Origin of the sequence: Paraferrimonas haliotis (genome assembly GCF_002282895.1) — a bacterium.
In the GTDB taxonomy this organism is placed as follows: domain Bacteria; phylum Pseudomonadota; class Gammaproteobacteria; order Enterobacterales; family Shewanellaceae; genus Paraferrimonas; species Paraferrimonas haliotis.
Window position 1 is genome coordinate 543,023 of record NZ_NRRB01000001.1, and the last position, 21,435, is coordinate 564,457.

Genomic DNA, 21,435 nt, shown 5'->3' on the forward strand with positions numbered 1-21,435 from the left:
AGATCGTTAATGGAACTGCAAGCAAATTTTGGCCAAAAAAAAGCCATGCAAGGGCATGGCAAGGACACATCTAAGGATAGCTAGGGAAGAGCATGAAACAGTTTTGTCTTACGGCAGCGCTATGGTTTTCTCGATAGCACCGACAATTTCATCAGAGTCTGGCTTGGTTCGAGAGCCCCACGAGCCCACGACTTCGCCTTTTTGGTTCACCAAATATTTATGGAAGTTCCAATTTGGCGCGTCGTCCGCTTGGTCGGCTAAATTCTTGAATAAAGGGATGGCATCACTACCACGAACCGCCACAGGTTGCGTCATTGCGAATTTAACGCCGTAATTGATGTAGCACACTTCGGCCGTTTTGGCTTGGTCATCGTCTTCTTGGAAGAAGTCGTTTGACGGGAAGCCCACCACGGTTAAACCTTTATCTTTGTACTTGTCGTAAACAGCCTGTAGTTGTTTGAACTGCGAAGTAAAGCCACAGTGGCTGGCGGTGTTTACAACCAAAACGGCTTTGCCGGCGGTTTCCGCACACATGTCTACGGTTTTGTTTGAGTGAAGTTTCGGATAACTTTCATTAAAGACAGTTGCGCATTCTGATGCCATGGCGGGTGCCGTGAACAAAGCAAAGGAAGCGGCGATGAGTTTGATTGAGTTCATTGTGAAATCCCTGTTAACAATATCTTTATTAAATTATCACTGAGTGCCTTAGATAACGAGCACTGTTTGAAAGGAGATCACATGTTTTTTAAAAATTTTGTTGCAGTACAATTGCTGTTAATGGCTTTAGCGCAGCAATAAGTGCAATCGTCGCAGAATGATTTCCGCTTGAGAGAGTTGATTAAACGCCTCAACCTTGGGTTTAATTAATGCGACTTCATCGGTAATTAGGTTATCGGCCCCTAACAGCATAGCCCGCTCTGCAGCGACTTGGGTGTTTACCGTCCAAGCATGAACTTGCAACTTGTGCTGGCGGTAATGAACCATGTCGCTGCTGGAGAGTTGGCCTTGATTCACAGCAACAAAGTCGTAGCCACTAAAATCTTGCCCCCCTAAAGTCGCTGATACAATCAAACCGAGGGGCATTGGCGCGTTTAACTGCGCCGCTTGGTTTAACGCCGCAATCGACAATGAGCTAAGCACGACTTGATCCGCCATTTGATATTGGTCGATCAAAGCAAGCGTTTTAGGCACGAGTTGCGGAGGTAATTGACCGTAAAACTTAAGCTCAATGTTCAATCGAATCTTGTCTTTTGCTTCCATTAAAAAGTCGTTAAGCCGTGACAATGTTGCCGGCTGCTGCTGAGCGCTGGGCGTTAAAGGCACTTGCAACAGGCTGGATGCGTCGTCGAAAATGCTAACGTCGTTACCAGCCAGTCGCATCAGATCGCGGTCGTGCATAACAATGAGTTGTCCATCGCCACTCAGTTGCACATCGATTTCGGCAAGATCAGCCCCTTGTTTGATGGCGCTGCGCAACCCGGTAAGGGTGTTTTCAATTTCAGCAAAACCGCCAGCTCTGTGGGCGGTAATTTGTACCTTTTGTTTCGGGAAAAAGTCGCTGGCAAGGTAGTAGTTATCAGCAATTAACAACAGCAAAATGGAGATAAAAGCGGTTTTAAACCACAAAGGCAACTGTTTGGGGGTATCGCAATTAAGCTGCAGACTGGTATTCGGTGTTCGCAAATAAATGCGGGTGGTCACCATAGCAAACAGCAGACTGTCGATGCCGGAAATGAAAATAAGCGACAAGGTGGTGAACAGCAAAATGCCCACTAGCCATGGCAGGGCGCTGTCAAAATCTTGCGGCAGCATGGGCACCAGCGCATCTATGCTCCAACTGAGTGCGGCCAGCAAAGGGATCGCGAAGGCCAAACGCAGCCCAAACCAAATTAACAGATAGATGAAAAACTTGTGCCGATCACCGTGTAGGCGCAACTTGCTTTCTAATAAGGCTTGTTTCACCGGCATCTTTTCAAACAACATCAGCGGCAGCGCCAGTTGCCAATTGAGCATCCAAATGCCCAGCGCCACAATGGCTGCGGCCCCGGCTAAGCCCAACAGACTAACCGCCACAATAAATTCCGCCGGCAGTTCATTTAGGTAGTAATTGATGTCGTATTCGCTGAGCAGCCAATGATACAAGCCCAATCCAATTAGTATGAGCGGGATAAGCAACATCATGGCAGCGCCGGATTGAAGCGCAGAAATTCTAAGAATTGGGTAGGCGTGGCGGGTCATCAGCCGAAACGAATGTTGCCATTGATTACCTTTGTCGGTGGCCAGTAAAAACAACATGCCGGCTTGCTCAAGATAGTAGTAGAGCAAAAACGCACTGATCAGCAGAAAGATGGAGATAAAGCCCACGGGCGAGATTAAAAAGCTCACCAGCTTGAGGTTAGCTAAGTCATTGGCGTTCACCAAGCTAAGCCCAATGCCACCAAGACTGGCGGCCAATGGAATCAGTACCACAAGCAGCAAGGCTTTGAATACAAGCTGGAAACGTAAAAGGGCCACAGCACTTCGTCGAACTTGTGCTATGGCCCCTAATATGTCGCGAAGCGCTTGCAAACTAGCCTAGCTACTTTTTAATGACGCCGGATTCGCTGCCAATCAGCAGTGCATCGGCACCTCGGGCAGCAAACAGGCCGTTTGTCACAACACCAACAATGGCGTTGATTTGTGTTTCTAAGGCAACGGCATCGGTAATTTTAAGATTGTGCACATCTAAAATGACGCAGCCATTGTCGGTAATAACGCCTTCGCGATAAACCGGATCGCCGCCAAGTTTTACCAACTCACGGGCCACGTAGGAGCGCGCCATTGGGATAACCTCAACCGGCAGTGGAAACTCGCCTAAAACGTCGACTTCCTTGGTGTCATCAACAATGCAGATGAATTTATCCGCCACCGCTGCCACAATTTTTTCCCGAGTCAGTGCCGCGCCCCCGCCTTTAATCATGTGATTAGACGGGTTAATTTCATCGGCGCCGTCTACGTATACCGACAAGGCATCCACTTCGTTAAGATCAAATACATCAATGCCCAGTTGCTGCATTTTTTCGGTAGAAGCGGTTGAGCTGGATACCGCTCCTTTAATTTTGTGCTTTATGCTCGCTAAGGCGTCAATGAAGTGATTAACCGTTGAGCCTGTGCCTACGCCCACAATGCTGTCGCTTTGAACGTACTCGAGTGCTGCCCAACCGGCTGCTTTTTTCTTTTCATCTTGAGTCATTTAAGACCATCCTTATGGCAAATGGATCGTGCCCGCGAACCGTTATCAACTGCAGGGCGTAATAAAGTGCCATTATTATAGAGACTTGTGGCAACAGACTCCAACTTAAAAGCGGTAAGTGTGCGATGGGGTTATGATGCAGGGTAGCGGCATGTCCCAGCTGGCCACGGGCAGTGATTCTAGCCGCTGAACATCGTGAGCGTATCCTATGGCGGTCGGGGCATCGTCGCTGGCCAGTAAGCGGTCGTAAAATCCTCCGCCCATGCCCAATCGATTACCTTGACGGTCGAACGCCACTAACGGCGTAACAATGACATCTAACTCATTTTTTGGAACGATTTTATGACACTCAAGTACAGGCTCCTCAATGCCGAATTTGTTCAGCTGCATTGCACTGGTGGGCGTGTACTCAATAAACACCAAATGATGCTTCGAAAATGGGTGAATAACCGGTACGCACACGTTAATGTGCTGCTGCCAAAGCCTTTGTATAGCCGTTTTTGTCGACAACTCGCCATCGAAACTTAAATACAGAGCAATGGATTTTATTGACTGTTCATGGCAGTAGTTGATTAGCCGCTGAGCTGCTTTATCGGCAGCTTGCTGTTGTTGCAGTTGGGAAAGTTGGCGGCGTTGTTGCCGCATTTGATTTCTTAACGCTTGTCGAGTGTCCATACACGCACCAAGTTAAAGAATGGAGACCCCAGGATGCCGCCGCTCGGTATAGCCCTTGAAACCGTAGTTTCAAGGCGGGATAGTCGTAACAGAGTCAGGCTCCTCAGTACAGGCTGAGTTTGCACACCATCCGTTAGTTCCTAACCCTAAGTTAATAGCATCGGCCAGGGACATAACCATGCTAGCCAACACCCCAGGGAAAGTCGTATTTTATTCTGCTTTTCGCGTATGCTCAACCAAAGCTTGCTCTAAAGTGTTTTGTAACAGCAAAATTCGCTGTTCCATCTCATTTTGAAGCGATTCGTTTCGATTTTTCTCTTTTGACAACTCGTAACCCAGTTGCAATGCGGCCATTACCGCCAGCTCTTCGCGATTGTGTATGTGGGTTCGCTGTCGAATTTGCTGCATGATGTCGTCTAAATTAGCCGCGACCGCTTGCAAGTTTGCTTCTTCACCTTCAGGACAGCTGACGGTGAATACTCTTCCGAGCAAGTTGATACTAATGCGATTTACCGACACCTTTAGCACTTCCAAGACAATGACCCATTTTGGGCGACTATAGCCATACCACACAAAAAGTGCAAGCAGGTGGCTCACGGCTTTAGCAATAGCGTTAATTGTTGTAGGATTAACGCTATTATCAATCCAAGGATGCGGTTATGTCGTTGCCTGCCACATTACTACTCGAAAAAATTCAACAAGCCCTTAGAGACGCCGAGATTGGCTTAGATCCGGTGGAGCTACAAGCCATTATTGCCGGAATTATTGCCGGCGGTGTACGCCTCGATGAGCGAGGCTGGCGAACGCCTTTTTATGAACTGGTGAATGACGGTCAAAAACTGCCCGAAGCCATTTATCGACAAGCGCAGCGCTTGTATCGCGAAAGTGCGGCGAAACTGGCAGAAGGGGATTTTAAGTTTGAATTGTTATTGCCGGAAGACGACGATGCAAGCTTGACCCAACGCTTAGAAGCCTTGTCGTTATGGACGCAAGCGTTTTTAACCGCGGTGGCCATGGTGCAGCCAAATCTGAATAAAGCACCTCGGGACCTAAAAGAGATGATAGACGATTTGGGCGCCATCGCTCAGGTTGAAGCCAACGTTGACGACAATGATGATAACGAGCAAGCGTATGTTGAGCTAACTGAATACGTAAAACTGGTGGTGGTAAGTTGTTTTACCGAATATTCCAGCGGTAATTTGGAGCCTAAATCCAAACCGACGCTTCACTAGGAGCGGTTATGAGCTCGTCAAACTCAGCCACAGCTAAGTCAGCCACAAATGAGTACGACATTGCCATTGTCGGTGGTGCCATGGCGGGGGCTTGTTTGGCTTTGGCTGCGGCAAAGTTGGTTAAGGCGGACGGTGAAAGGCTCAAGATTGCGCTGATTGAAGCCAAGCCCCCAGGAGACGCTCACCCCGGATTCGACGCTCGTGCCATTGCCTTAAATGCCGGTACCGTTAAGCAGCTGCAATTGTGGGGCCTGTGGTCTGACATAGCCCCCCTAGGGACGCCTATTCACGACATTCATGTCAGCGATCGCTACCACCTCGGCACCACAGATTTACACGCTGATGATTACCATGTGGATGCCCTTGGGCAAGTGGTGGAGCTTGAAAGCGTAGGCCCTTTGTTACATCGTTTACTTGAGTCCAGCCCCGTGCAGCTGTTTTGCCCGCTTGCGGTTAATCGCATTGATTCGAGTGCAGAGGGCCATGTGCTTGAATTAAGCGACAACAGCCAACTGCGCTGTAACTTGCTGGTGGGCGCTGATGGGCTTAACTCTATGGTGAGACAGCATTGGCAATTAAGCCCAACCCTAGAAGACTTTGGGCAAAGTGCCATCATTGCCAACATTCGCTGTGAGCAGCCACATCAGGGCAGAGCCTTTGAGCGTTTCACTGAGCACGGTCCCATTGCGCTATTGCCAATGTCTGAGCAACGAATGAGTTTGGTTTGGGCGATGGACAGTGACGCCCAAAAACAGGTATTGGCCAAAGACGATGAGGCCTTTATCAAAGCGCTGCAACAGGCCTTTGGTTACCGCTTAGGGCGCATCACCGAGACCGGCAAGCGTTCGGGCTACCCACTGAAGCTGACCTATTTGCCTCGCGTTATTCATCATCGCACCGTACTGGTTGGCAACGCTGCGCAAACTCTGCACCCCATTGCCGGCCAAGGCTTTAACTTAGGGCTTCGGGATGTGGCCACCTTAGTCACCTGTTTGCGCACTCATTTATCCACGGCTAACGATTGCGGCGATAATGCATTGTGCCACGCCTACCTTGAGGCTCGCCAAGTCGACCGACAATTAATGATTGAGTCCATTGAGTTGCTGGTGCGGGGCTTTTCTAACAATCACCTGCCTTTGGTTGTGGGGCGCAACATCGCTTTAAAACTGCTTAATTGGATCAGTCCATTGCGAGCAGGGGTTGCTCGACAGGCCATGGGCTGGCATCACTCTTTTGATAAAGGAAACATGAGTTAATGGCAACACAGGCCACATCGATAACGCCGCCCATTCAAGTTGATATCGCCGTTGTTGGGGCGGGCATGGTAGGGCTTGCCAGCGCTCTAGGTTTTGCACAACAAGGGCTGTCAGTGGCCATAGTTGCGCCGGAAGAATCTCTGCAACTCAGTGATGACTATCAACTGCGAGTCTCAGCAATTAATTACGCCAGTCAGCGCTTACTAACCCGCTTAGGCGCATGGCATCACATTCCCAGAAAAGCCCCTTATCAAAGCATGGAAGTTTGGGATAAAGATGGCATAGGACGCATTCACCTAGATGGACAGCGCTTGGGTCACAGCGATATTGGCCACATCATTGAAAACCAAGCGGTTCAAATCGGTTTAGAACAAGCCCTTAGTGGCTACCCTAATGTGGTGCGAGTGTCTGACAAAATTGCCAGTTTGAGCGTTGCTGATGATGCCGCTTGGTTGGCCACCGAGTCGCAGCAAATGGTGTCGGCGAAGCTTATTGTTGGTGCTGATGGTGCCCATTCTAAGGTGCGCTCGTTGGCCAATATTGGCATCAAGTTTCAAGATTACGGTCATTATGGTTTGGTGGCCACGGTTCACACCGAACGGCCTCACCTAGGGGTTGCTCGCCAGGTCTTTTTAAAAGACGGGCCTTTGGCCTTCTTGCCGCTAGGCAATCCACATCTAAGCTCCATTGTGTGGTCTACGTCGCCGGATAACGTGAAGCAGCTAAGCGAATGCTCACCAGAGCAATTTGATCGTCAAATCACCGCAGCCTTCGACAGCACCTTAGGCTTGTGCAACGTGCAATCGGCTCGACCTTATTTTCCGTTAACCATGCGCTTGGCTAATGACTTCGTTAAGGAGCGCATTGTATTGATGGGCGACGCAGCCCACACCATTCACCCACTGGCGGGGCAAGGGGTTAATTTAGGCCTATTAGACTGCGCTGTTTTGCTGGAAAAGGTGGACCAATGGCAGCAAAAAGAAGCCGATTACGGACGTCGCAGCTATTTGGTGGAGTATCAGCGTTGGCGTAACAGTGAAGCCATAGAAATGATCGCCACCATGGAAGCCTTTAAACGCTTGTATGCTGGGAATCACCCGCTAAAACAAGGGTTAAGAGATTTAGGCATGAACCTGGTTAATAAAGCGGCCCCGGTTAAAGACCGTTTGGTGGCAAAAGCCATGGGCTTAGGACGAAATTTGCCTCGTTGGTGTCAATAATCGCTTTAGAGGGCTTTTTTTGTATACAAATAATTTGCTGCGAGTATAATTTGCGGCGCATCACATTCCTTCTAAAAATTAGGAATGGTCCCTAACAAATAAAATGGTTGATGAAATGTCGAATAAAACCGTTCTTTTTGATAAACACCTCGAATCTAACGCCAAAATGGTGGACTTTCACGGCTGGGAAATGCCAATCAATTACGGCTCTCAAATCGAAGAGCATCATGCAGTGCGCACCGACGCGGGCATGTTTGATGTTTCCCACATGACGGTTGTCGATATCACTGGCACCCAAGTAAAACCTTTCTTACAAAAGCTGCTGGCCAACGATGTGGCCAAACTCACGGTGGCTGGCAAAGCCTTATACGGCGGCATGCTTAACCATGAAGGCGGCGTGATTGACGATCTCATTACCTATTATTTATCCGATGAGCACTATCGCTTAGTAGTGAACTCAGCCACTCGCGAAAAAGACTTGGCGTGGATAAACGAGCAAGCTCAAGATTTCTCAGTAACCGTTACTGAGCGCCCTGAATTAGCCATGATCGCGGTTCAAGGCCCGAATGCCAAAGCCAAAGCCGATGCCGTGTTCAGTGATGAGCAGCGCGAAGCCGTTGCTGGCATGAAGCCGTTTTTTGGCGTGCAAGCGGGTGATCTTTTTATCGCCACCACGGGTTATACCGGAGAAGCGGGTTACGAGATTGTGGTACCGCAAGCGCAAGCACCGCAGTTGTGGCAATCGCTGCTTGACGCCGGTGTGGTACCCTGCGGCTTGGGCGCGCGGGACACCTTGCGCCTTGAAGCGGGCATGAACTTATACGGCCAAGACATGGACGAAAGCGTTAATCCGCTGGCGGCTAACATGGGCTGGACCATTGCTTGGGAGCCGGAAGATCGTGATTTTAACGGCCGCCAAGCATTGCAACAGATTAAAGCGCAAGGCACTGAAAAATTAGTGGGCTTGGTGATGACTGAAAAAGGCGTGCTTCGTGCTGGCCTTACGGTTCATTTCACCGATGCCGAGGGTGTCGAGCAGCAAGGGGTCATTACCTCGGGTACATTTTCGCCAACATTAGGCCATGCCATTGCCATGGCGCGAGTTCCGCGCAGCATTGGTGACAGCGCCGAAGTGGCAATGCGTAAGAAGCGAGTGGCGGTAGAAGTCATTAAGCCAAGCTTCGTGCGTAACGGCAAAAAAGCATTTTAATATTGATTGAACAAGCTAGGGGAAATCCTAATGAGCAACATTCCTAACGAGTTAAAGTACGCCAATTCACACGAATGGGTTCGTAAAGAAGAAGACGGCAGCTACACGGTTGGTATTACCGAGCACGCTCAAGAGTTATTGGGTGACATGGTGTTTGTTGAATTGCCAGAAGTGGAAGACAACGTAAGCGCCGGTGATGACGTTGCCGTTGCCGAGTCGGTTAAAGCGGCCTCTGACATTTACGCGCCCCTTTCCGGTGAAATTGTTGCTGTGAACGAAGAGCTAGAAGATTCGCCAGAGTTGGTGAACTCTGATGCCTTTGGCGATGGCTGGTTATTCCGCATCATGCCATCGGACGTATCCGAATTAGATTCACTATTGGACGCCGAAGGCTATCAAGAAGTAATTGACGAAGAGTAAGTTATGACAAAGCAGGTTAGCCTTTTGGAACTGGAACAGCATGAGCTGTTCCTGCGTCGCCACATTGGCCCATCCGACGCAGAGCAAGCGCAAATGCTTGACTACGTTGGTGCCGAATCACTTGATGATCTGACTCAACAAATTGTCCCGGAAGGCATTCGCTTACCGACGCCGTTAACCGTGGGAGAGTCGAAAGGGGAGGCGGAAGCGCTGGCAACCCTGAAAGCCATGGCGGATCAAAATCAGGTCTTTAAAAGTTACATCGGCAGTGGTTACTACGGTACCGAAGTACCGTCGGTGATTTTGCGTAACGTGTTAGAAAATCCCGGTTGGTACACAGCGTACACCCCGTATCAGCCAGAGATTGCTCAAGGTCGCTTAGAAGCCATTCTAAACTTCCAGCAATTGTCTATGGACTTGTCGGGCCTTGATTTAGCCTCAGCGTCTTTACTAGACGAAGCCACCGCAGCGGCGGAAGCCATGGCTTTGGCTAAGCGCGTTTCTAAGAACAAAAAGTGCAACCTGTATTACATTGCCGATGACGTATTCGAGCAAACCCGCGACGTGGTGATTAACCGCGCCGAACACTTTGGCTTCGAGGTCAAAGTAGGGCCGGCGGAAGACGCTAAAAACCACGACATTTTTGGCGCTTTGCTGCAATACCCGAACCGATTTGGCGAAATCAGCGATCACAGCGGTTTAATCGCTGAGCTTAAAGCCAACAAAGCGGTGGTGGCTGTGGCTGCGGATATCATGGCGCTGGTGTTGCTAAAATCTCCGGGTAGCTTAGGCGCTGACGTGGTGCTGGGCTCGGCACAACGCTTTGGCGTACCCATGGGCTTTGGTGGCCCGCACGCGGCCTTCTTTGTAACCCGCGATGCCTATAAGCGCTCTATGCCGGGTCGCATTATCGGTGTCTCTAAAGACACCCGCGGCAACAAAGCGCTGCGCATGGCCATGCAAACCCGTGAGCAGCACATTCGCCGCGAAAAAGCCAACTCCAACATTTGTACCGCGCAAGTATTGCTGGCGAACATGGCCAGCTTCTATGCGGTGTTCCATGGTCCTCATGGACTGCGCATGATTGCCGAGCGCATTAATCGTCTTACCGATATTGTGGCTCATGGCTTGAAAGCGAAAGGCGTGGCGCTGGCGAACAACAGCTGGTTCGATACCCTAACCTTTACCAGTGACGACAAAGACGCCATTGTTAAGCGCTCGGTTGCGGCACAGGTGAACCTGCGCCTTGATAGCGAAGGCAGCTTAGGCGTAAGCATCGATGAAACCACCACTCGTGACGATGTGGCGGTGTTGTTTGATGTGATATTGGGCGAAGGCCATGGCCTTGAGGTTGCCAGCATTGACGCTGAGCTTGCCGAACAAGGCTCTAACTCGATTCCAGCGGAGCTGATTCGCGACGAAGACATTTTAACCCATCCGGTGTTTAACTCGTATCAGAGTGAAACCGAGATGATGCGCTACATTAAGCGTTTAGAGAACAAGGATTTAGCGCTCAATCACTCGATGATTTCGCTGGGCTCTTGCACCATGAAGCTTAACGCCGGCAGTGAAATGATTCCGGTGAGCTGGCCTGAATTTGCCAACATGCATCCGTTTTGCCCAGCTGACCAAGCCCAAGGCTACAGCGCCATGATTAACCAGCTCAGTGATTGGCTGGTGAACATTACCGGCTACGATGCGGTGTGCATGCAGCCAAACTCAGGCGCGCAGGGTGAATACGCAGGCCTATTGGCCATTAAAAAATATCACGAGTCTCGCGGAGAAGGGCATCGTAACATTTGCTTGATCCCACAATCGGCCCACGGTACCAACCCCGCATCGGCGCAAATGGCGTCGTTGAAAGTGGTGGTGGTTGCCTGTGATAAATCCGGTAACGTGGACATGGACGACTTGCGTGCAAAAGCTTCAGAGCTTGCCGATAACCTGTCGTGCATTATGATTACCTACCCATCAACCCACGGCGTGTACGAAGAGCAAGTGCGCGAGATTTGCGAGGTTGTGCACCAGCACGGTGGACAGGTATACATGGACGGCGCCAACATGAATGCTCAAGTGGGGCTTACCTCGCCAGGCTTTATTGGCTCGGACGTATCCCACTTGAACCTGCACAAAACCTTCGCCATTCCTCACGGTGGCGGCGGTCCAGGCATGGGACCCATTGGCGTGAAAGCGCACTTGGCTCCCTTTGTTGCCGGTCACAGCTTGGTGAAAGATGGCAACGCCTCGCAAGACAACGGCGCGGTTTCAGCAGCACCTTTTGGTTCTGCCGGTATTTTGCCAATTTCTTGGGGTTATATTGCCATGCTGGGCACCAAGGGCTTAACCCAATCCACCCAAGTAGCCATGCTTAATGCTAACTACCTAACCAAGAAGTTAAGCGAACATTATCCGATTTTATACACAGGTCGTAACGATCGCGTTGCCCACGAGTGCATCGTCGACTTGCGCCCAATAAAAGACGCCTCAGGCGTGTCGGAAATGGACATCGCCAAGCGCTTAATGGACTACGGCTTCCACTCGCCAACCATGAGCTTCCCGGTTGCGGGCACCTTAATGGTAGAGCCAACCGAGTCGGAGTCTAAGTTCGAGATTGATCGCTTCGTAGAAGCCATGATCAGCATTAAAGCCGAAATCACTAAGGTGGAATCCGGCGACTGGCCAGCGGACAACAACCCGCTGGTTAACGCACCGCATACCTTAGCTGACATTGTTGACCCAGCGTTTGACGCCCGCCCATACGACCGTCAAGTAGCCGCCTACCCAGTGGAAAGCTGCAAGCTCGACAAGTTCTGGCCAACCGTTAATCGCATCGACGACGTCTACGGCGACCGCAACTTGTTCTGTAGCTGCCCGCCGTTGGAGAGCTATTCGGGGGAGTAGGTTTTTACTGAGGATGATTAATTAAGTTGGTTAACGATTTAATTAAGATGGTTATCTTAATGAAGTTGGTTAATTTCTGAGATTAAGATTGAAAAAGCGAACCAATTGGTTCGCTTTTTTCTTTCTAGAGCATATTGCTAGAGGGGGGTAACACCCAGCGAAAGTTAAAAGTTGCTTACCTCTCAACAATATCCTGAGTAACAGCATCGAAACGATAATTAACGATATCTCCAGTAATCAGCATTGGGATTGCTTGTTTGATACAAGGTAATGGAGCGATAAACCATTCCCTTGGAGTATGAGCAATTCCGTTGTGGTCAGCGACTTTCACATCCAAACATGAGTTACCGAAGAAAGTATGTAATAACCCTTCGAACTTGTTTGCCTTCATATTGTAACACTCAAACTCTGAGACTAATTGAACAGCAGCCATTAAGTAAGTTGGTTCGTTTTCAGCATTCGCGATACGCTGCTTAACTGGCGTAGTTGAATAGCCAATTTTGAAGAGGTTATTGACCTCTCTTATTTCTGGTTCAGAGCTTAATGATTTTAGGATGTAGATGTATCCAGATTTTTGGTCATCTCGGGTAATGTTGAGCAGTTCATCTAGTGCTTTATCAGATTTATCCAAAATACGGCGACCAGTTTCATCTTTGTATAACTCTGTCGCAAGAGAGCGCAATAACATGTCAGACTCAGTACCGTTTTCAAAAATCAGGTGTAGTCGAGCATTTACCTTACCTTTGGTTTTTGTACGTTCTTCCATATCGGAAACATAGCAAGTCACACCATGAAGGATGAAGAACATCCCTTCATGAACCGAGTAACCGCGATCAGCGACCTACTTAACAGCTTCTGTATTCTAACTCTTGGATATAGCTTTTTCCTTTTCTCATCAACACCTTTCATTGAAGTTCATTAAACGCTTGAAAGTGGCTAGCAAAGTCTGGGAAGTCCACTATTGTGACTTCTCAATCAATAAATAAGTAGGGTCAATCATCTCTAACTCACTTTTGCCCCAAATTCATTTAGCAGATCTACTTGAACAACCTCAAAAAGCTGCATTTCACAATATAAAATCTAATCCGTAGGATACCGCAAAAGTAACAAAAAAGAGGCAACTTACTTTAGCGAGAGAATTACAAACACGTATAGCTCACACAACTTATCAGCACTCAATTTGCTATAGCATTTCAATTACAAGGATGACCAGTTGGCTTGACTCTTTCCCCCTTTGCTTTGCAAAACTAATAGATCTGAGAAATGTAGAAATAAACCGCATTAGGTTACAAAATACACCTATGGGTGTAATATTCTACATTATTAAATTTGCTTTATTTTGTCTGCATGTTGAAAATAAAGGGTTTTTTAATCCTTTGGGTTGTTGGCATGATGCTTGATATCTAGGAGGAACAACTTATTGGAGCAGAGGACGAAACATGGCTTTATTGAGATACGCTAACCTAGGAATTCACCGGCCAGACATCCTGCTTAGTAAAGCAGTGAGTGGTCTTGGTGACTTTTATAAGTATTTAGACACCACTCGAAAATACCTAGAAAGTACGAAGGCTGTTAAAGCGATAGCTTGGGAAAAGCTGGACGAAGCTCAAAGTGGAGTATGGATACAATTAGTTGAGCCTGCTGATAACTGTGGTGATTTCGAAAAGAACTTAAAGCTCTTTTTAGATGAAAGTATCGACACTGTATACGAAGCAAGCCCCGCAAGATGGAAGGCCGTAGGTAGTGCTGCTAGGGAATGCCCGAATTGTAGAAGTCACGGTAAGCCTAAAATGGCTTATGTGACAGAGGAGCACGCGGACGAAATTGCGAGTGAATTAGGCAATGGGCTGTCGTCATATGAGTGTCCAGACGGTTACGGTTGGCATTTGACTGGCAAATCGCAAGGCAACGTGGGATTCAATAAATCCAACGCAATTTCAGTTCTGGACAGAAATGTAGAAAATGACAGCTTGTTATTGGATCGTTTACCTGACCACGACTATTTGGTTATTCGCCCAAACACATACCAGTTAAAGTGTCAGATTAATGCATTACAAAGCTTACAAGACACCCCCTCTATTCACCATCTTCCGCTATTAAGGCTGTTTGAAGGTAAGGAGCATGCTAAATGGCCGAGTGTTCCTTATGATGAGCACTTATTTAGCAATGACTACTACGTTCTTACTGATGGTGCAAGAGAGGGAACATCTCAGCAGCGTGAGTTTGTAAATATTGCACTCAATACACCAGACTTTGCCTTCCTTGAGGGCCCTCCTGGATCGGGCAAAACTACAGCAATTTGCGAACTGATCCTTCAATTCATAAAGCGAGGGAAGCGGATCTTACTTTGTGCATCAACTCACGTTGCTGTAGACAATGTTCTTGAGCGAATGATGTCTGAGGAAAATATTCATCGCGACATGGTGTTACCTGTGCGGATTGGAGATAAATCCAGTGTTTCTCAAAAGGCAAAGCCATGGCAATTGGAAGAGTTTGTTAAAACTGAACGCACGAGATTGCTGAAACATCTTCAGCAGCAACCGAACATTTCAGTTAGTCAGAAGTTACTCAAAAGCAAGGTTGGTGAAGGTAAACATATTGTTGAACGTCTTGTTCTTGAGGCGGCGAATCTAGTTTGCGGGACGACTATTGGCTTGCTTCAGCATCCTGACATCAAAAACAAACAATCAACATCGCCAATCTTTGATGTGATGATTATTGATGAAGCATCAAAAACAACGTTTCAAGAGTTTTTGGTGCCAGCGGTACTTGCCAAGCGTTGGATCATGGTGGGAGACCCCAAACAGCTTTCACCTTATGTTGATGATGAAGCTACTGAAGTAAATTTGCAGCCGTGTTTACCGGATAGGTATCAACGAGAAGCATGCGCAGATGTTTTCTCTGCTCGACAAATCAATGTTCAGAAGCGAGAAGTATCCTTGGTTTGCACTGACGATGAAAAGACAATTGAATTTTATCATCAGCAAGCAAAGGCCAAGAATGTATTGGTTGCTTCATCGAAAGGACCGAAGACAGATGTCCCTTACGCTTCTGTAGTCCTCGGTTCGTCAGCGTTCATCACTCAGAATGCTAATCACCTTCCCTTAGATTTGACTACCATAAGGGGGCTGCCGACGTTACCGAAAAAGTTAGAAATGCGACTTGCAGCGCATTCGAGATTAACTCATACAAAAATCAAAAGCGAGTCCGATAGTTGGGAGTCTCAGTTAGCGTGGCGCCTGGCTCGTATGTACGAACAGCGCCTAAATACAGAATCTAACGGAAGTTCTAAAATAGCTAACAAGTTAGAGGAGGATATCAAAGCACTACTACCATTTGGCTCAGAAAAAGATACGTTCACTGCAATAGGCAGGGTGCGTAGGATCGCACTCCCTTCCATTCTTGAATCTCTGCAAGTTGGATTTGAACGTACTGAGTATCAGAAACAAGGAACAGCTCTGTCGGATGGACTTCCAGCCAGTGTTTTGAATCAACGACAAATACGGCTTAGTTACCAGCATAGAATGCATCCAGATATTGCCGAGTTTCCCCGAGTACACATATATCATGAAAAAGCACTGCAAAGCCCTGATGGACAGGCTGAAAAGCGGGACTGGGGTTACCGAAACGGCTCACATCGTTGTATATGGCACGATGTTAAAGGTCGAAAAGGCAAAGAAGGTGAAATCACTGCTGAAGTAGAAAAAATCTTGAAAGAATTAGAGCGATTTGATTCTTGGGCAAAATCAAATCCGAATGTTGATAAAAACCAACATAAGCCATGGGAGGTTGCTGTTTTGGCTTTCTATCGGGCGCAAGAGCGAGCCATTCGTCGAGCTTTAAGAAAGTGGACGGGAAATCATCACGGAGTAAGGCATTTCTATCGAGGTGAGAAATCCTCACCGTATATTGATATTCAGATATGTACTGTAGACCGTTTTCAGGGACATGAGGCTGACTTTGTCATGCTTAGCTTCGCAAATAATCATCCCACGAGTTTTCTCGAAAGCCCAAATCGCTTGAATGTGGCAATTACGAGGGCCAAGCATCAGCTTATTGTGTATGGAAACCGCTCAGCAATGCAGAAGGCATCGGGTGTGTTAGGTGCTTTTGCTAGTAATTCTTACTGGTCCACAACAATCGAGATTGAATCACAGGAGGCAATATGAGCCAGGATATCATTATAAAGCGAGAAATTAAGACAGAGACGTGGCTCATACAGGGTGAAATTGCACTGGCAGACAGCCGCCCAGAAATTAACTGCGTTCTGCAATTCCTCCACGACTATCCGAGTGCGAATTCTGTCGAGTGCTCCGAACACTTATTTGGAGACAAAATCGGTCGCCGTGTCGTCGCTGAAAGGTTATTGAATCTTTGTCGGTTATATGGACTAGCAGAATCAATTCGAGGCAAATATAAATTGACTGAAGCAGGAAAAACAGCGCTAAAAAAAGACCAAGTTTTAATACCGACAGATGGTTGCTGGAAGTTATGTATTTGTGATGAGCCTTTATTACCCCATTCACTTTTGACAAGTGAGGCGCATACAGAGCCAAGCGCTGCGTCAACCGGGTTGAGGAAGAACCGTCACGACCTAAAAGCACGGGCTGATAAGTTATTGAAGATACCTCAATCCCTTAAAGACCTAGTTGGTTTACAAGAACAACCAATAGGTGGTGGTTCGGAAGTGCGTGTGGACAAAATTGAACTTAAAGGTGAACGCATCTCACCTCAAGAAAAACCGTATTACATCGAGTGGAATGTAACTAATGGCAATGTCGATGTGAAGCGAGGAAAAGATCATATATTTTCACGTCGGATTGAGCCAATCAGTCGTCAGCAAGTTTTGAAAGTACTTCTGCATAGTGAAGGCTTATTTGAACAATGGGATGAGCAAATGGAAATCTTGTCAGTGGTTTTTGAAAATACAACTGAATCTGAGCGAATCAATATGAAACGCTCAGTAAGCGTAAAAAGACCATTTGTTCGTAAGTTGGGCTCGTTTGATGCGATGAAGTTACACAATATATCAATATCAGCATTGACTGAATTGGATGCTAAAAAGTGGGCTGAATGGAGATTAGAGAAAAATATCAATATGTATGCCACTAATAGTAAGTACCAAGTTTGGAGAGAAAAAGCACTCGAACCTTTTAAAGGTTGGAATTTCACACTACCTGATAGGGCTGAACTGGCAAATCAGTTTTGGGTTGATGAAGACCTGCAAAATCAGCATACCTGGCATGTAATTGCTGCCCATGATTGGAACCTATAAGGAATATTAGTGATGAGTCTAATTGAAAAGTTTACTAAAACAGAAACCAAGGTTGTTAATCAATCAAATACCAAGCTGCCTCCTGTGCTGTTACCTGTATTACCTAAACATGTATCTGAGCCGAAACCTATTAATAGCTCTGTGTTTTGCAATGAGCTGCAATCAAGGGTTGTTGAATTAATCGATAGTGCTAAACATTCAGTTATTCTTAGTACGTTTTTGCTTGCTGATGATAATGTCGAATCAGCGGTCTTAAATGCAGCAAAGCGCAAAGTTCGTGTGTACATACTATTGGCATGTGAGACTCGTCTTGATGGCGATGTGCCTGATGATGACTTTGGTAAAAAGTGTCTTGAGCAGCATCAGCAAATGTTAAATAAATTGTCTGGACATGTTCATTTTGCATCTGCACCACATTTCCACGCAAAGGCTGTTGTCATAGACGCATTACATGAAACCGGTAATGCGAAAGGGTTACTATTAACGGCAAACCTTACAGAAGAAGCACTTAAACGTAATGAAGAGTTGGGTGTCTCGCTTTCACGCCATCAAATAGATGAGATCGTGAAAGTCTTTCGATGGGCAATCTTCGAGAGTGCGCAGCACCATATGACAAGGCGTGGTGAATTCTCAGCATACAAGTCGCCGGGTAACGTCGGATATCCAAGAGAATTAAATGAAATACTAGTCACATCTAGTGAAGATACCCAAATTAGGGAGCATGTATTAGCCCTGATCAATAAAGCAGATAAAGAACTCATCATATCGAGTTTTGGGTGGCAAGAGGACCATCAGCTTGTAAAGGCAATATGTGAGCGTGCGAAATTGGGAGTAAAAGTCACCGTTCTATCCCGCCAAAGACCCGCTGCCATGCCAGCGCTATTGGCTATGAAGCAGGCCGGTGCATCTGTGAAGTGTTTTAAATGGCTGCATGCAAAAGCAGTTGTAGCGGATGGAGTACATGCGATGGTGATGTCAGCCAATTTTCAAGCGCATGGCATGGATCAAGGCTTTGAATTAGGCGTGAAACTCACCGGCATTCAGGTAAAAGAACTGATGAACTGCTTAGATGTGTTTTTAACTAATAGCCACAATGAATTGAACATAGATATGAGTCTAGGGATGATTTCTGGTGGGTTTGAAGCTTGGGAAAATAATGCATTCAAGGGATACTCAGTCAGAGAAGTGGGTGTTGTTGAGTTATCGGCTATAAAAGCAGATTGTTTGTCTGATATGGATAAGCAACCAAAGATACCCAATGCAAACTGGCGGGAAAACACCTCGCAAAAGATTGAGTATAAATGGCGCATAGAGCCGCCCGTTATCACTAACGCCAGTCAAGAGTATTTCAAACCTTTAACGGCTAAGGATGAAACATCTAAAAAGAAGGATTCAGGATCGCCTAGAAAAAGTTATGAGCCAAAGGTTGTTCGACTGACAAAAAAACAGTTAGCTATTACAGTTTGTCAAGAGTCCGAATTTGCTATGGCAAAAAGGCTGAAGCAAAGTGAATTGCCAAACGCCCGAATTGTATTGGAGGCGTAACTTTGGATAACAAAAACACGCTGCTTTGTTGGCACTCAAAAAGAGCTGGGATTGAGGTATTAGACGAAGCGTTAAAGCGGCTTAAGAATCGTAAAGTTTATATTGGAAAAGTAATCGTGCTTACTCAGTCAGCAGAGGATAACAGTCTGTACAAAGAGCATGAATTTGGCGATATTCAGATTAGCTTTCGAACTGTAGGTGTTGAGAATCCTGCTGATCACAACGAAATTTATCACACAATAGAATCTGAGGTTATTCCAGACCTAAAGCTTGAGCAGCATCTTCATATTAATGTTTCGCCGGGAACTCCGGCTATGCATGCGGTTTGGCTGATTCTTCATGCCCGGGGGCGTTTCCCACACGAAACAATCCTCTGGTCATCACAATATAACCCAGACACCAAAAGAACCAGCATTGCAAAAGTTGATTTCAGCGTAAATACGTATTTGGCAGAGATCTCTGCTATTTCAAGTTCAGAGGGCGGTTACGCCCTTTACGATTTAGACCCTAAATCAAGAGCAAGGCTGGATGCATTACAAATGTTAAAGCAGTTCTCTTGCGTTCCCAAAGCTCCATTACTTGTACTGGGTGAACGTGGTACTGGGAAAACGAGGTTAATTGAAACCGTTGTTGGTAAGGTGAAGCAAAAGAAGGTGGTTACACTTGCATGTGGAGGGTTAGACTCTCAAGTGGTTGATAGTATGTTGTTTGGCCACGTAAAAGGTGCGTTCACTGGGGCAGAAAAGGATCGCAATGGGCTTTTGAAAGAAGCAAATGGAAAAGTATTGTTCTTGGATGAGATACAAGATTTACCAACTTCGGTTCAGCGAAAGCTGGTTCGAGTGCTTCAAGATAACCATCACAGTTTTCGCCCCGTTGGAAGTGACACTGAGGAAACATCTGACTTTGAGCTAGTTTGTGCGAGTAATAAATCACTTGAGCAATTGGCAACGATACTCGATGCTGATTTCTTTGATCGTGTATCCATGCTCACTATAACAATACCTCCACTTCGGGCATGCAGAGAAGATATTTTGTCGGATTGGCAAAGAATCTGGCAGGAAGTCAATGTTAACCCCAATCTGCCTGTGGAAGCTCCAGTATCAAATGAATTAATCCAGTTTTTTAACTCTGCATATTTACTAGGTAACTTACGTGACCTAAAAAAGCTGGCATACATGACTTGTGCGTTTTTGAGCTCCCAAACTACAGACTCGGCAATCTCTAGCTCATTAGCTTCGTTGGGCGAGCCTGCTATCCAGGGGGGTAGTCCTGACACAAGGTTTGCATTTGGTGATTTATCCAAGACAACTAAGGATGAGTTAACGAAAGTGTTCCATAAGGAATTTGCAACAGCGGCCAAAAAGCAATTTGGAACATGGGTTAAAGCCGCAGAAGCATTGAAGGTGGATCAAAAAACTCTGCAAAAATATATGAGACATAATTGAGTTATTTTGGTGTGTCATTGTTTGCATTTGGATCTGTTTTTCGCAAAAATCCAGCTTATCCTAATTGCACTATTTGGATTATTCATCTCTAACTGATTTCTGTTTAAAAAATGAGTCAGCCGGAACCTTTCCGAAACGGAACACTCAAAAGCTAATTAGGTGTACAAAGGGTCAATTTGAGTCTCGCAGCCACAATCTCCATTCAATGGGTGGGCCAAGAGCTTACATTCTAATCGTGACGTTAATTCTCTTGTGGGCATGCTCAGTGCTCTGGGCATTTAGAAAGTGCACAGGACTATCAAGGCTACCTGTAGTTAGAACGACGAACTATGCTGATTTAGTTGATAACCGAAACAAAAGAGCATATAGTTTTCGCGTACTCAGCAATAGTTGCAACTTATGTGAATAAGGGCTGGTATGCCGCTATGGAAACATAGTCCGAGACGAATTTTTTCGAAAATTGCCGGTCACTTGGGATATTGAAGAGCTGCAACTGTTACTTAACTCATTGTTCTAATTTGAAATAATTCTGTGATATGACTTAGGGTTTCCTTTCTTAAGGGTTGAGATAATAGTACTCGAATCTACCGTCTTCCTGTTCAGTTTTAATACCTCAGTTACCCCTAACCACCATATGTGAAACTTCAGATTGATTAGTTACTTTTAGTGAGTAAATTGCTGAAGTCAAATGGAAGTAATCTGAGTACACCTCCAAATCGTAGCTCCCCAAATATTCTCAAACTACAAAAGCGCTTGTTTTACGGCCTTAATTATTTAAGCAAGACTATACTGATACTAGTGATTGGTGCCAGCTACAACTAGCACCTTCTGGTTTAGCATGCCAGATAACCAACTTCATTCTAGAACTAACGTTCTGGAAAGGAGTTGTTTTGCCAAAATTAACCAACTCCCATTCAGGAAAAGTGGTTTTGGGCTCTTGGTAGCTGGTCGAAGCGATAACCAACTTCATTCCTGAACCTCATTTACTCCTTGAGACATTGAACTGTCCGGTGCTAGTAGT

The 21,435-nt window shown here is 46.5% G+C and carries 16 protein-coding genes and 1 other RNA gene; 10 read left to right on the top strand and 7 right to left on the bottom strand.

The features are described 5' to 3' along the window. Positions 1-108: 108 nt before the first annotated feature. From CLC91_RS02575 to CLC91_RS02600, 6 genes are all read right to left on the bottom strand, one after another. Complete coding sequence (locus CLC91_RS02575) at positions 109-657, bottom strand: glutathione peroxidase (RefSeq protein ID WP_095499935.1); 549 nt, start codon at positions 655-657, stop codon at positions 109-111. A 126-nt stretch (positions 658-783) separates the two neighbouring features. Further along, positions 784-2,568, bottom strand: a complete 1,785-nt coding sequence (locus CLC91_RS02580; protein WP_095499936.1) for a glycerophosphodiester phosphodiesterase family protein — start codon at positions 2,566-2,568, stop codon at positions 784-786. 10 nt (positions 2,569-2,578) lie between these two features. Continuing rightward, positions 2,579-3,232: a ribose-5-phosphate isomerase RpiA gene (gene rpiA / locus CLC91_RS02585; protein ID WP_095497387.1), complete on the bottom strand. Its 654-nt coding sequence runs from the start codon at positions 3,230-3,232 to the stop codon at positions 2,579-2,581. Between the two features lie 105 nt (positions 3,233-3,337). Continuing rightward, the gene (locus CLC91_RS02590) at positions 3,338-3,907 is read right to left on the bottom strand and encodes a 5-formyltetrahydrofolate cyclo-ligase (RefSeq protein WP_095499937.1); all 570 of its coding nucleotides are present in this window, start codon (positions 3,905-3,907) and stop codon (positions 3,338-3,340) included. 21 nt (positions 3,908-3,928) lie between these two features. Next, positions 3,929-4,110: non-coding RNA, 6S RNA (gene ssrS / locus CLC91_RS02595), on the bottom strand. Positions 4,111-4,117: 7 nt separating this feature from the next. Next, positions 4,118-4,435, bottom strand: coding sequence for a cell division protein ZapA (locus tag CLC91_RS02600; RefSeq protein WP_233132571.1), 318 nt, complete (start codon positions 4,433-4,435; stop codon positions 4,118-4,120). 131 nt (positions 4,436-4,566) lie between these two features. On the opposite strand from CLC91_RS02600, the gene CLC91_RS02605 reads away from it, so the two are divergent. The 6 genes from CLC91_RS02605 (at position 4,567) to gcvP (ending at position 12,146) form a co-directional block, all read left to right on the top strand. Further along, the gene (locus CLC91_RS02605; RefSeq protein WP_095499938.1) at positions 4,567-5,139 is read left to right on the top strand and encodes a UPF0149 family protein; all 573 of its coding nucleotides are present in this window, start codon (positions 4,567-4,569) and stop codon (positions 5,137-5,139) included. An 8-nt stretch (positions 5,140-5,147) separates the two neighbouring features. Further along, a complete protein-coding gene (gene ubiH, locus CLC91_RS02610) occupies positions 5,148-6,395 on the top strand; it encodes a 2-octaprenyl-6-methoxyphenyl hydroxylase (RefSeq protein ID WP_095499939.1) in 1,248 nt (415 codons plus the stop codon). Then, complete coding sequence (locus CLC91_RS02615) at positions 6,395-7,615, top strand: FAD-dependent monooxygenase (protein WP_095499940.1); 1,221 nt, start codon at positions 6,395-6,397, stop codon at positions 7,613-7,615. Before ubiH ends, CLC91_RS02615 begins: the two co-directional genes overlap by 1 nt. Positions 7,616-7,730: 115 nt before the next feature. Continuing rightward, positions 7,731-8,825 carry a glycine cleavage system aminomethyltransferase GcvT gene (gene gcvT / locus CLC91_RS02620; RefSeq protein ID WP_095497591.1) on the top strand — a complete coding sequence of 365 codons (1,095 nt, stop codon included), beginning with the start codon at positions 7,731-7,733 and terminating at the stop codon, positions 8,823-8,825. A 30-nt stretch (positions 8,826-8,855) separates the two neighbouring features. Continuing rightward, on the top strand, positions 8,856-9,245 hold the full coding sequence (gene gcvH / locus CLC91_RS02625; protein ID WP_095497392.1) for a glycine cleavage system protein GcvH: 390 nt from the start codon (positions 8,856-8,858) through the stop codon (positions 9,243-9,245). A gap of 3 nt (positions 9,246-9,248) precedes the next feature. Then, a complete protein-coding gene (gene gcvP, locus CLC91_RS02630) occupies positions 9,249-12,146 on the top strand; it encodes an aminomethyl-transferring glycine dehydrogenase (protein WP_095497393.1) in 2,898 nt (965 codons plus the stop codon). A gap of 175 nt (positions 12,147-12,321) precedes the next feature. Here the strand turns inward: gcvP and CLC91_RS02635 are convergent, their stop codons facing one another. Continuing rightward, positions 12,322-12,912 (bottom strand): GIY-YIG nuclease family protein, encoded by a 591-nt coding sequence (locus CLC91_RS02635; protein ID WP_198950894.1) that lies wholly within the window; start codon positions 12,910-12,912, stop codon positions 12,322-12,324. Between the two features lie 673 nt (positions 12,913-13,585). Here CLC91_RS02635 and CLC91_RS02640 point away from each other — a divergent pair. From CLC91_RS02640 to CLC91_RS02655, 4 genes are read left to right on the top strand one after another with little or no spacing between them, the layout of a single operon-like run. Next, positions 13,586-16,315 (top strand): DEAD/DEAH box helicase family protein, encoded by a 2,730-nt coding sequence (locus tag CLC91_RS02640; protein WP_095499941.1) that lies wholly within the window; start codon positions 13,586-13,588, stop codon positions 16,313-16,315. Continuing rightward, a complete protein-coding gene (locus tag CLC91_RS02645; protein WP_095499942.1) occupies positions 16,312-17,421 on the top strand; it encodes a hypothetical protein in 1,110 nt (369 codons plus the stop codon). Before CLC91_RS02640 ends, CLC91_RS02645 begins: the two co-directional genes overlap by 4 nt. Positions 17,422-17,433: 12 nt before the next feature. Continuing rightward, positions 17,434-18,966 carry a phospholipase D-like domain-containing protein gene (locus CLC91_RS02650; protein ID WP_095499943.1) on the top strand — a complete coding sequence of 511 codons (1,533 nt, stop codon included), beginning with the start codon at positions 17,434-17,436 and terminating at the stop codon, positions 18,964-18,966. Between the two features lie 2 nt (positions 18,967-18,968). Beyond that, positions 18,969-20,414 carry a sigma-54-dependent transcriptional regulator gene (locus tag CLC91_RS02655; RefSeq protein WP_095499944.1) on the top strand — a complete coding sequence of 482 codons (1,446 nt, stop codon included), beginning with the start codon at positions 18,969-18,971 and terminating at the stop codon, positions 20,412-20,414. The last annotated feature ends 1,021 nt before the right edge of the window (positions 20,415-21,435 follow it).